The 11,536-nt window shown below is 66.8% G+C and carries 12 protein-coding genes; 6 read left to right on the top strand and 6 right to left on the bottom strand.

Features of this window, described 5'->3' with window-relative positions; translation table 11 throughout:
• The first annotated feature begins 59 nt into the window (after positions 1 to 59).
• Positions 60 to 323: a DUF2007 domain-containing protein gene (locus WKB25_RS10900; RefSeq protein WP_089238899.1), complete on the top strand. Its 264-nt coding sequence runs from the start codon at positions 60 to 62 to the stop codon at positions 321 to 323.
• Positions 324 to 353: 30 nt separating this feature from the next.
• The gene (msrA, locus tag WKB25_RS10895) at positions 354 to 1,019 is read left to right on the top strand and encodes a peptide-methionine (S)-S-oxide reductase MsrA (RefSeq protein WP_340570711.1); all 666 of its coding nucleotides are present in this window, start codon (positions 354 to 356) and stop codon (positions 1,017 to 1,019) included.
• A gap of 522 nt (positions 1,020 to 1,541) precedes the next feature.
• Here msrA and WKB25_RS10890 read toward each other — a convergent pair.
• From WKB25_RS10890 to ahpC, 5 genes are all read right to left on the bottom strand, one after another.
• Positions 1,542 to 2,498, bottom strand: a complete 957-nt coding sequence (locus WKB25_RS10890; protein WP_340570566.1) for a transaldolase — start codon at positions 2,496 to 2,498, stop codon at positions 1,542 to 1,544.
• A gap of 58 nt (positions 2,499 to 2,556) precedes the next feature.
• Positions 2,557 to 2,961, bottom strand: coding sequence for a nucleoside diphosphate kinase regulator (gene rnk / locus WKB25_RS10885; RefSeq protein ID WP_049468992.1), 405 nt, complete (start codon positions 2,959 to 2,961; stop codon positions 2,557 to 2,559).
• 123 nt (positions 2,962 to 3,084) lie between these two features.
• A complete protein-coding gene (locus WKB25_RS10880; protein WP_340570564.1) occupies positions 3,085 to 4,050 on the bottom strand; it encodes a LysR substrate-binding domain-containing protein in 966 nt (321 codons plus the stop codon).
• Between the two features lie 80 nt (positions 4,051 to 4,130).
• A complete protein-coding gene (gene ahpF / locus WKB25_RS10875) occupies positions 4,131 to 5,723 on the bottom strand; it encodes an alkyl hydroperoxide reductase subunit F (RefSeq protein ID WP_340570562.1) in 1,593 nt (530 codons plus the stop codon).
• 235 nt (positions 5,724 to 5,958) lie between these two features.
• Complete coding sequence (gene ahpC / locus WKB25_RS10870; protein ID WP_025877950.1) at positions 5,959 to 6,522, bottom strand: alkyl hydroperoxide reductase subunit C; 564 nt, start codon at positions 6,520 to 6,522, stop codon at positions 5,959 to 5,961.
• Between the two features lie 290 nt (positions 6,523 to 6,812).
• Here ahpC and prmC point away from each other — a divergent pair, with 290 nt between their 5' ends.
• Positions 6,813 to 7,670, top strand: coding sequence for a peptide chain release factor N(5)-glutamine methyltransferase (prmC, locus tag WKB25_RS10865; protein ID WP_340570561.1), 858 nt, complete (start codon positions 6,813 to 6,815; stop codon positions 7,668 to 7,670).
• A gap of 49 nt (positions 7,671 to 7,719) precedes the next feature.
• Positions 7,720 to 8,661 (top strand): prolyl aminopeptidase, encoded by a 942-nt coding sequence (gene pip / locus WKB25_RS10860; protein ID WP_340570560.1) that lies wholly within the window; start codon positions 7,720 to 7,722, stop codon positions 8,659 to 8,661.
• A gap of 180 nt (positions 8,662 to 8,841) precedes the next feature.
• On the opposite strand, the gene WKB25_RS10855 is transcribed toward pip, so the two are convergent.
• Positions 8,842 to 9,726, bottom strand: coding sequence for a LysR family transcriptional regulator (locus WKB25_RS10855; RefSeq protein WP_340570710.1), 885 nt, complete (start codon positions 9,724 to 9,726; stop codon positions 8,842 to 8,844).
• A 106-nt stretch (positions 9,727 to 9,832) separates the two neighbouring features.
• Here WKB25_RS10855 and WKB25_RS10850 point away from each other — a divergent pair, with 106 nt between their 5' ends.
• Together WKB25_RS10850 and WKB25_RS10845 are read left to right on the top strand one after the other, a co-directional pair.
• A complete protein-coding gene (locus tag WKB25_RS10850; protein WP_340570558.1) occupies positions 9,833 to 11,251 on the top strand; it encodes an MFS transporter in 1,419 nt (472 codons plus the stop codon).
• Positions 11,248 to 11,400 carry a hypothetical protein gene (locus tag WKB25_RS10845; RefSeq protein WP_340570557.1) on the top strand — a complete coding sequence of 51 codons (153 nt, stop codon included), beginning with the start codon at positions 11,248 to 11,250 and terminating at the stop codon, positions 11,398 to 11,400. Before WKB25_RS10850 ends, WKB25_RS10845 begins: the two co-directional genes overlap by 4 nt.
• Positions 11,401 to 11,536 lie beyond the last annotated feature (136 nt).

Below are 11,536 nucleotides of genomic sequence, written 5' to 3'. Positions count from 1 at the left end.
CCCGCGGCACCATTCAGCCCCCGGGCGTATGCTGGAATCCTGTCCCACGGAGCTGCCGCATGCACATCGTGTACAAGGCCGACAATCTGTTCGACGCCCACCTGGTCAAGCACGCGCTGGAAGACGCCGGCATCCCGGCGTTCGTGTTCGGCGAGTCGCTGCTGGGCGGCATGGGCGAGCTGCCGCTGTTCGGCGTGCTGCGGGTCGGTATCCCCGACGCCGCGAGGCCCCAGGCCGAAGACATCGTGGCGGCGCTGGACTTGGGCCACGCCCCCGGCGACCCCATTTCAGATGCCGACGACATTGCCGGCCTTCCGGCGTAGGAGCGCATCATGTTGGGAATCGGACAGGGCATCCTCGGCATCGGGGCCTTCAAGCAGCGCCTGCCGCGCCCGGAAGAAGCGCTGCCGGGCCGCGAGCAACCGCTGCCGCTGCACAGCAACCAGCACTTCGTGAACAGCCATCCGCTGAAGGACCGTTTCGCCGGCCTGCAGCAGATCCGCTTCGCGCTGGGCTGCTTCTGGGGCGCCGAGCGCAAATTCTGGAGCGAGCCGGGCGTGTACAGCACCTCGGTGGGCTATGCCGGCGGCATCACCCCGAACCCCACCTATGAAGAAGTCTGTTCGGGCCTGACCGGCCACACCGAGGTGGTGCAGGTGGTGTTCGACCCGGCGGTGGTGAGTGTGGAGCGCCTGCTGCAGCTGTTCTGGGAAAGCCACGACCCGACCCAGGGCATGCGCCAGGGCAACGACACCGGCACCCAGTACCGTTCGGCGATCCACGCCACCGACGAGGCCCAATACAAGGCCGCGCTGGCCAGCCGCGAGGCTTACCAGGCGCAGTTGGACGCGGCAGGCTTTGGCCCGATCACCACCGAGATCGTGTACCCGGCACCGGAGTACTACTACGCCGAGGACTACCACCAGCAGTACCTGGCAAAGAACCCGAACGGATACTGCGGCATCGGCGGTACCGGCGTGAGCTGTCCGATCGGGTTGGATGTGGAGGTGCCGCGCTGACGCGCGGTGGTCCGCCTGCGGCGGGCAGAGGCTGAAAGCAACGGCCAAAGCCAAAGCGGCTCTGGGTTGCTGGTGGTTGGGAGGGGCGGTGTGGGTTGGCAGGACACGCCGTAAACCCATCCATGGGGGCTCGATGGCGCCATCCATGGCGCCAACGGTCCTGCCAACCCACACCGCCCCGTCCCCGACAGTTTCCCGGTGACGGTGGGAAAGAGCATTGGGTTACTGACGAACTGATGGAAAACAAAAAGGACGCGGCTTTCGCCGCGTCCTTTTTGTTTGTGAGCACGCGTAGCGCGCGACCCGCTTCTGCTCTTCTTTCCTTCTTCCGTGGCGGACCGCCGCAGGAAACTGTCGAAGGCAGGGCGGGTGGGTCGTGCAGGGGCGTGAGCCGCATGGATGCGGCGACCGAGCTTACATGGACGTACTTGCAGCGTCCCCTGCATGGCCCACCCGCCCTGCCAATCCCACGATCTGCCTTGCGCGATCCGCCACGAGGGGCTCAGCCGTTGGCCGGAACCCTCACAGTGCCTCGCGGATCCGCTGACGCAGCGCTTCCAGATCCTTGGCAAACGCATCGATGCCGGTCGCCAGCTTCTCGGTCGCCATCGGATCGGCCGCCAGGTCGGCAGCGAACGTCGCCGCGTCGATCGGCGTCACCTGCAGCGCTTCAGCGGCACCGGCCACCAGCTTGCGCGGCAGCGCGCCGTGGTCGGCGTCCAGCTTTTCCAGCAGGTCCGGCGAAATGGTCAGGCGGTCGCAGCCGGCCAGCGCTTCGATCTGCGCGGTCGAACGGAACGAGGCACCCATCACCACCGTCGGCGAACCGCGGCGCTTGAATTCGGCATACACGCCACGCACGAACACCACGCCCGGGTCCTCGTCGATGTTCGCCGGGGTCTGGCCGTTGGCCACGTACCAGTCGAGGATGCGGCCGACGAACGGCGAGATCAGGAATGCGCCCGCTTCGCTGCAGGCCAGTGCCTGGGTGGGGTTGAAGATCAGGGTCAGGTTGCAGTCGATGCCTTCGGCCTGCAGCACGCGCGCGGCTTCCACGCCTTCCCAGGTCGCGGCGATCTTGATCAGGATCTTCTCGCGCGGCACGCCGGCATCGGCGTACATCTGGATGAACTGGCGGGCTTTGGCCACGGTCGCGGCGGTGTCGTGGGCCTGGTCGGCGTCCACTTCGGTGGACACGCGGCCTGGTACCAGCGTGCTCAGCAGCGCGCCGACGCCGATGGTCAGGCGGTCGGCCACGGCGTGCACCACGGTCTCGCGGTCACCGTCCTGCTGGCGGCCCCAGGCCAGTTCGCGTTCGATCAGTTCCGCATAGACCGGCAGGTCCAGCGCCTTCTTCACCAGGGTCGGATTGGTGGTGCAGTCCACCGGCTGCAGGCGCTTGATCGCCTCGTAGTCACCGGTATCGGCAACGACCACGGACAGTTCGCGCAGCTGGGACAGTTTGGACGGGGTACTCATTACGGCTCCTGGTGCGGGGATTGCAGGGAAACTGATCGCGCGCGGTGCGCAGCGCAGGTCAGGGACGGTCGTTGTGGACCGCGCTCACGCGCAGCCGCAGCTTGCGGCCGCCGGGAGCGGTCCAGTCGATGCTCTGGCCTACGGCCAGGCCAAGCAGGGCGCTGCCGACGGGCGCCAGCACGGACACCTTGCCTTCATCGACATTGGCTTCGCGGGGGAAGACCAGGGTCAGGACATGCTTCTCGCCCGACACTTCATCTTCGCACTCCACGCGCGAATGCATCATGACGATGCCTTCGGGAATCTGGTCTGGCGGCAACACGGTCGCCCGGTTGAGTTCGTCGGCAAGCGCACGCGCGGCCGGCGTCTGGCTGTGTGCCGGAGATTCGAGCATGGCGTCCAGGCGGTCCATGTCGAGGGTGGAAACAGTGATCGACGGCGGCAGGCCGCTGGCGGTGTTCATGGTGACGCTCCTTGGTTGAAAGCCATGCAAAAGGCGGCACCTGCTGGCGCCGCCTGACTGTATTGTGGGGACAAATGCGGCCGGAATCGACTCCCGGCGGTTTCGAGGCCCGGCTGCGGTGTCTCAGCCGTTCAGCACCGGCGTGGGCGGGGTGGCAGCATCGCCGTTTGCCGGGGCCAGCGCCTCCAGTGTGAACAGCGCGTCGGGCAGGCGCTTGAACTGCTCGGCCAGCTCCATCAGGAACTCGTTCATCGCCGAGCTGCGGCGCCAGATCATGGCGATGCGCCGGCTGGGACGGCCCTCACCGACGAAGTCGAGCAGGCGGATGTTGTTCGAGCGCGGCACCGGCGGCTGTACCGACAGGCTGGGCAGCAGGGTGATGCCCACGTCGGCAGCGACCATCTGTCGCAGTGTTTCCAGGCTGGTGGCGCGGAATTCGGACTTTTCATTGGCGCCGAACAGGCGACAGACTTCCAGCGCCTGGTCACGCAGGCAGTGGCCGTCTTCCAGCAGCAGCAGCTTCTGCGTGGCCAGTTCCTGTACGTCCAGATGCTCGCGCGTGGCCAGCGGATGGCGGCCGGACACGGCCAGCAGGAACGGCTCCTCGAACAGGAATTCGGCATGCAGCTGGTCGTCGATCACCGGCAGCGCCAACAGTGCGGCGTCCAGTTTGCCTTCGCGCAGGCGCTCCAGCAGCACATCGCTCTTTTCTTCCACCAGCAGCAGTTCCAGCTCGGGGAAGCGGCTGCGGATGCGCGGAATCACGTGCGGCAGCAGGTACGGGCCCAGGGTCGGGAAGATCCCCAGGCGCACGGTACCCGCTTCCGGGTCGCGGCTGCGTCGCGCCGCTTCCTTCAGTTGTTCCACCTCGGACACGATCACCCGTGCCCGCGCGGCCGCTTCGTGGCCGGCAGGGGTCAGCATCACCTTGCGCGGCGCGCGTTCCACCAGCGGCAGGCCCAGTTCCTCTTCCAGCTTGCGGATCTGCGTCGACAGCGTGGGCTGGCTGACGAAGCAGGAGGCGGCGGCCCGGCCGAAGTGCTTGTGATCGGCCAGGGCCACCAGGTATTTCAGGTCACGCAGGTTCATCCTCAGACCTCTCGGGGTACTGCACCGGCAGGGCGTGCCCAGCCGGTTGATGGTGCTCCCGATGGCCTGGGAACGTTGGATCAGGCCGCTTCGGCCACCGCACCGCTGTTCTTGGGAACCGAGGAGCGGATCAGGTGATCGAAAGCGCTCAGTGCGGCGGTAGAACCGGCGCCCATCGCGATGATGATCTGCTTGTAGGGTACCGTCGTGCAATCGCCCGCGGCGAACACGCCCGGCAGATTGGTCTGCCCGCGGTCATCGATGACGATCTCGCCGCGCGGCGAAAGGGCCACGGTGTCCTTCAGCCATTCGGTGTTCGGCAGCAGGCCGATCTGCACGAAGATGCCTTCCAGTTCAACGCGATGGGAGTCGCCACCGACACGGTCCTTGTAGACCAGGCCGGTGACACGGCTGCCGTCGCCCAGCACTTCGGTGGTCTGCGCGCTGGTCAGCACGGTGACGTTGGCCAGGCTGCGCAGCTTCTTCTGCAGCACTTCGTCGGCACGCAGGCTGGAATCGAATTCCAGCAGGGTCACATGCGACACGATGCCGGCCAGATCGATGGCCGCTTCCACGCCGGAATTGCCACCGCCGATCACCGCCACGCGCTTGCCCTTGAACAGCGGGCCATCGCAATGCGGGCAATAAGCCACGCCCTTGTTGCGGTACTGGTCTTCGCCGGGCACGTTCATCTGCCGCCAGCGGGCGCCGGTGGACAGGATCACCGAGCGCGACTTCAGCACCGCGCCGTTTTCCAGCTGCACCTGCACCAGGCCGTCTTCACCGGCCGGCACCAGCGCAGTGGCGCGCTGCAGGTCCATGATGTCGACCTCGTATTCGCGCACGTGCTGCTCCAGCGCCGTGGCCAGCTTCGGGCCTTCGGTCTCCTTCACCGAAATGAAGTTCTCGATCGCCATGGTGTCCAGAACCTGGCCACCAAAACGCTCGGCGGCGATGCCGGTACGGATACCCTTGCGCGCGGCGTAGATCGCCGCAGCGGCGCCGGCCGGGCCACCGCCGACCACCAGCACGTCGAAGGCGTCCTTGGCGGCGATCTTCTCGGCATCGCGCTTGCTGGCATTGGTGTCCAGCTTGGCCACGATCTGCTCCAGCGTCATGCGGCCCTGGTCGAACACCGCACCGTTGAGGTACACGGTCGGCACCGACATGATCTCGCGCTGCTCGACTTCCTCCTGGAACAACGCGCCGTCGATGGCCACGTGCTGGATGCGCGGGTTGAGCACCGCGGCCAGGTTCAGTGCCTGCACCACGTCCGGGCAGTTCTGGCAGGACAGTGAGAAATAGGTCTCGAACTTGTATTCGCCTTCCAGGTTCTGCACCTGCTCGATCAGCTCGGCAGTGGCCTTGGACGGGTGCCCGCCGACCTGCAGCAGGGCCAGCACCAGCGAGGTGAACTCGTGGCCCATCGGCAGGCCGGCGAAGGTCAGGTGGATGTCTTGGCCCGGCGTGCCCAGGTCGAAGGACGGCACGCGGCCCTGGCCGTCGCGCAGCACCTGCAGCGAGATCTTGTCCGACAGGCTTTCCAGGGTCTGCAGCAGGTCCAGCATCTCCTGCGACTTGGCACCGTCGTCGGCATGCGCGGTGATCTGGATCGGGCGGGTCACGCGCTCCAGATAGGTCTTCAGCTGCGACTGCAGGTTGGCGTCCAACATGGTCTTCTCCTGGCTTCAGGCAAAACGGGGGCGTGGCACCGCTGTAGAAGGTAGCGGACCAGCGAGGGGGTAGGGGTGAACCCAAGGCAGCGACACCGTGGAAGGGGCTGGCTGGCCAAGGCTGGCGCGCGTTGGCTGTCTTGGGTTCACCCCCACGCCGGCGGGGGGACCGGCACGGGGATGAAGGGCGCGCCGCAGCGTGGGGCTGCGGCAGGCCGGTACTGCGGGTACTGCTTTAGATCTTGCCGACCAGGTCCAGCGACGGGGTCAGGGTCTTCTCGCCTTCCTTCCACTTGGCCGGGCAGACCTGGTTCGGGTTGGCGGCGGTGAACTGGGCAGCCTTCAGCTTGCGCAGGGTCTCGGAGACGTCACGGGCGATCTCGTTGGAGTGGATCTCCAGGGTCTTGATCACGCCTTCCGGGTTGATGATGAAGGTGCCGCGCAGGGCCAGGCCTTCTTCTTCGATGTGCACGCCGAAGGCGCGGGTCAGCTGGTGGGTCGGGTCGCCGACCAGCGGGAACTGGGCCTTGCCGACGGCCGGCGAGGTTTCGTGCCAGACCTTGTGCGAGAAGTGGGTGTCGGTGGTAACGATGTAGACCTCGGCGCCGGCCTTCTTGAACTCGGCGTAATGGTCAGCGGCGTCTTCGATCTCGGTCGGGCAGTTGAAGGTGAAGGCTGCCGGCATGAAGATCAGGACCGACCACTGGCCCTTCAGGGTGCTGTCGGAGACCTTGATGAACTCGCCATTCAGGTAAGCATTGGCTTCGAACGGCTGGATCTGGGTGTTGATCAGGGACATCGTTTTTCCTCTGGGTGAAGGGGAGTGGGTGAATCGACAGGACCTAGGTTACCGGTTCCGTTTCGATAAGGACAATGCATTGATTACATCTATTCAATAGATGCAATCTATTAAAGTGCACTGGGCCGGCAATGAATCAGGCAATCAGCATCCTGCAACCCGCTGTATGACAAGGGAAATCGCCATTGGCTGCGGAAACGGGTCGATAGCCCGCCCTTATCCCGTCCCAGCGAACCTGAACGGTCTCCACCCCCTACAATTGCGGCCCCGACGCCTGTGCCGTGCCTGCCATGTCCGCCGATTCCGAACCGTCCCTGCGCCAGGTCGTGGCAGAGGCCAGCGCCCGCCTGCCGGGGGCCGAGGCACGCCATGAGGCCGAACTGCTGCTGCTGCATGTGCTGGAGCGGCCGCGCAGCTGGTTGTTCGCGCATGCCACCGATCCGTTGCCGGCCGCCGAACAGGCTGCCTTCGAGGCCCTGCTGGGCCGTCGCCTTGCGGGTGAACCGGTGGCTTACCTGACTGGCCGCCGTGGCTTCTGGACGCTGGACCTGGAGGTCGACCCGGCCACCCTGATTCCGCGCCCGGAGACCGAACTGCTGGTGGAACTGGCGCTGGACCGCCTGCCACCGGACCGCGCGCTGCAGCTGGCCGACCTCGGTACCGGCAGCGGTGCCATTGCGCTGGCTCTGGCCAGCGAGCGGCCGCAGGCGCAGGTACTGGCCACCGACGCCAGTTCCGCTGCGCTGGCGGTGGCGGCCCGCAACGCCGCGCGCCACGAGCTGGGCAACGTGCGTTTTGCCGAAGGTGGTCACGACTGGTATGCGCCGCTGCGCGGCGAACGCTTCGATCTGATCGCCAGCAATCCGCCCTACATCGCCAGCGACGACCCGCACCTGGAACAGGGCGACCTGCGCTTCGAGCCGGCCACGGCACTGGCCTCGGGCGTTGATGGGCTGGACGACATCCGCCGCATCGTCGCCGGCGGCGCCGACCACCTGCAGCCCGGCGGCTGGCTGCTGATCGAGCACGGCTGGGACCAGGGCGATGCCATCGGCGCGCTGTTCGAACAGGCCGGCTACAGCGACGTGCAGACCGTGCAGGACCTGGAGCAGCGCGACCGGGTCACCCTGGGCCGGCGACCCGCCTAGAATGGGGGTTCTCCTGCCAAGGGCAGGGCACCACCACGGAGCTGCAAGCATGCGTACGCTGTACCCCGCCATCACCCCTTACGACGTCGGCACCCTGAAGGTCGACGACCGCCACACGCTGTACTTCGAACAGTGCGGCAACCCGGACGGCAAGCCGGTGGTGATGCTGCACGGTGGTCCGGGCGGCGGCTGCAGCGACAAGATGCGCCAGTTCCACGACCCGTCGAAGTACCGCATCATCCTGTTCGACCAGCGTGGCGCCGGCCGTTCCACCCCGCACGCCGACCTGGTGGACAACACCACCTGGGACCTCGTTGCCGATATCGAAAAGCTGCGCGAACACCTGAAAGTGGACCGCTGGCAGGTGTTCGGTGGCAGCTGGGGTTCGACCCTGGCCCTGGCCTATGCCGAAACCCATCCGCAGCGCGTGACCGAGCTGGTCCTGCGCGGCATCTTCATGCTGCGCCGCTGGGAGCTGGAATGGTTCTACCAGGAAGGGGCCAACCGCCTGTTCCCGGATGCGTGGGAGCACTACCTCAAGCCCATTCCGGCGGTGGAGCGCCACGATCTGATCTCTGCTTTCCATCGCCGCCTGACCAGCGAAGACGAAGCAACGCGTCTGGATGCGGCCAAGGCCTGGGCGGTGTGGGAAGGCGCGACCAGCTTCCTGCATGTGGACGAGGATTTCATCAACAGCCATGAAGACCCGCACTTCGCGCTGGCGTTTGCCCGCATCGAGAACCACTACTTCGTCAACGGCGGTTTCTTCGAAGTGGAAGACCAGCTGCTGCGCGACGCGCACCGCATCGCCGATATCCCGGGCGTGATCGTGCACGGCCGTTACGACGTGGTCTGCCCGCTGGCCAACGCCTGGGACCTGACCAAGGCATGGCCGAAGGCGAAGCTGGAGATCACCCCGGCCTCTGGGCATTCGGCGTTCGAAGCAGAGAATGTCGACGCGCTGGTGCGCGCCACCGACAGCTTCGCCTGATCGGGCCGTGGTAGTGCCGGCCGCTGGCCGGCAACGCCTTACCGGTAGCGCCGGGCCATACCCGGCGGCGTTTGCATTGAGACGCTCATCCACGCGCGGCGTGGATCTACTAAGGCTCAGTAGAGCCAGGCCATGCCTGGCTGCTCCTGCGTTTGAACCTCATCCACGCATGGCGTGGATCTACCAATCCCCGGCGAGCAACGCCTCGGCCAGCACCTGCAGCTTCGGCGAATGCTGGCGCGACGGCGGATAGATCAACGACAACGCGCGGCTGCGGCCTTCGAACGGCCGCAGCACGCGTTGCAGGCGGCCATCGGCCAGCGCGTCGGCCACCGCGAAATCCATCACCTGCACGATGCCGATGCCCGCGATCGCTGCCTCCACCAACGGATCGCCGCAGTCGAACACCATCCGCGTCGGCGGCGTGACCTCGCGCAGCTGCCCGTCCTGCAGGAACTGCCAGTCCACCAACCGGCCGCTGCGCAGGTTGCGTACCGCCAGGCAGGCATGGTCCTGCAATGACGCCACGTCGGCCGGCTCGCCCCGCGCGGCCAGGTAGGCCGGGCTGGCGACGGTCACCCAGCGCAGTGGCTTCAACGGACGCGCCACCATCCGCTGGTCAGCGATGGTGCCGGTGCGCAGGGCGGCATCGAAGCCTTCCTCCACCAGATCCACCAGGCGGTCGCTGAGCACCGCTTCCACCTGCAACTGCGGATGCCGTTCCAGCAACGCCCCCAGCAACGGCACCAGCACCTTGCGCCCGAACATCGAAGGCGCGCTGATCTTCAGCACGCCCGAGGGCGTGCAGGGGCGGTCGGCCAGCAGCCGCTCGGCGTCTTCCATCCCGCACAGCAACGGTCCCACCTGCTCGACGAACTGCTGGCCATCCGGGGTCAGCGCGACATTGCGCGTGTTCCGCTGCAGCAGCTTCACCCCCAGCGAGGCTTCCAGCCGGCCAATCGCGCGCGACAGCCCGGACTGGCTCAGGCCGAGCTGGCCGGCGGCCACGGTGAAGCTGCGCGCTTCGGCCACCTGCACCAGCATGCGCACCGCATTGAGGTCCATCGAGGATCCATTCATGCTGAAAATCATGACAGAAATCGCGATGAGGGGGTTTATTGATTCACCTGCATCAATGAGACTGCCGTCCCCCCTCCGAGCCGGGCGCCGCATGCCTCCCCTGAAACACCCGCGCTGGGCGCTGACCCTGCTGGCCACCGCGCAGCTGATCATCGCCCTGGATGCCACCATCATCTTCGTGGCCCTGCACGACATGGGCCGCGCGCTGCAGATCAATGCGCAGCAACTGCAGTGGGTGGTCAGCGCCTACACCGTGGCCTTCGGCGGCAGCCTGCTGCTGGGCGGGCGTGCGGCTGATCTGCTGGGCCGGCGCCGCTTCTATCGGCTGGGCATGCTGCTGTTCGCGCTGGCCTCGCTGCTGGGCGCGCTGGCGCCCAATGCCACGCTGCTGATCGTGGCGCGTGCGGCGCAGGGCATCGGTGCGGCGCTGCTGTTCCCGGCCACCCTGGCCCTGATCAATACCCTGTATGCGGAAGGCCCGGTGCGCAACCGCGCGCTGGCGATCTGGAGCATGGCCAGTGCGGCGGGCCTCGCGCTGGGTACGCTGCTGGGCGGCGTGCTGACCCAGGCCTTCGGCTGGCCGGCGGTGCTGGCGGTGATCGTGCCACTGGCCATGGCCTGTGCGGTTGCCGCGGGCGCGTGGCTGCCGGCCGATGGCCCGCGCGTGCGCGGCCGTTCCTTCGACCTGGCCGGTTGCCTTACCGTCACCGCCGGCGGCAGCCTGCTGGTCACCACCCTGGTGCAGGGACCGGAGTGGGGCTGGACCGCGCCGGCCACGCTCATCTGCCTGCTGCTTTCCGCTGTACTGCTGACGGTGTTCGTGCAGATCGAAAGGCGCAGCCGTGACCCGCTGATGCAGTTCGCACTGCTGCGCCTGCCCGGCCTGCGTGCAGCACTCGGCCTGACCTTCGCGTTCATGAGCAGCTATGGCGTGCAGTACTACTTCCTGGCGCTGTACTTCCAGGATGGTTACGGCTGGAGCCCGCTGCAGGCCGGCATGGCGTTCCTGCTGCCGACGCTGGTGTGCACCTTCGGCATCCGCATTGCAGAACGCATGCTGCAGCGCCGTTCGCCGCGTCAGGTGCTGGCGTGGGGCTTCGCCGCCGGTGCCGTCGGCATCGCCACGGTGGCGCTGGCGATGCCGCACGGTGCCGGCTACTGGCCGCTGCTGCCGGGCATCGTGGTGCTCAGCGTGGGCCAGGGCATGAGCTGGACGGCGATGTGGATCGTGGCCGGGCAGGGCGTGCCGGGGCCGCAGCAAGGTGTAGCGTCCGGCATGGCCGCCACCGCGCAGCAGATCGGCGGCGCGTTGGGGTTGGCGGTGCTGGTGATGGTCGCCAACGCCGCGCGCGGCACGCAGGCGGCAACCAGTGCTGATGCCCTGCAGGGCATGGTCAATGCACAGTACGGTGCCGCGCTGTTCGCTGCGCTCGGCGTGGTCATCGCGCTGGGCCTGCGTCCGGCACGGGTGGACTCGGCGACGACCGCTTGCCTGAGCAACGAAGCATGATCGAGCTGCTGGACCTGCAACAGACCCTGCACGCCTTCGCAGCCTGCAACGATGACGATGAGGTGTACGCCTCCTTCGGTTGGTTGCACGCTGCCTTTTGTGCTGGGGGAGATGCTGGATCGGCGCCGAGCACAGGCGATCAAGGATGATTTTGAAGCGATCGGCGCGACCGTGCAGGTGCACGGCTTCAGGCCGTTCCCGTGGATGGATGTTCCCGTTCTGCGTTGACGAAAATCATCCACGCATGGCGTGGATCTACTGGGAACCGGCTTCGTTCGTTCTTCG

Source organism: Stenotrophomonas sp. G106K1, from assembly GCF_037969685.1.
Lineage (GTDB): Bacteria > Pseudomonadota > Gammaproteobacteria > Xanthomonadales > Xanthomonadaceae > Stenotrophomonas > Stenotrophomonas lactitubi.
This window is presented reverse-complemented; position numbering and strand designations above follow the sequence as displayed.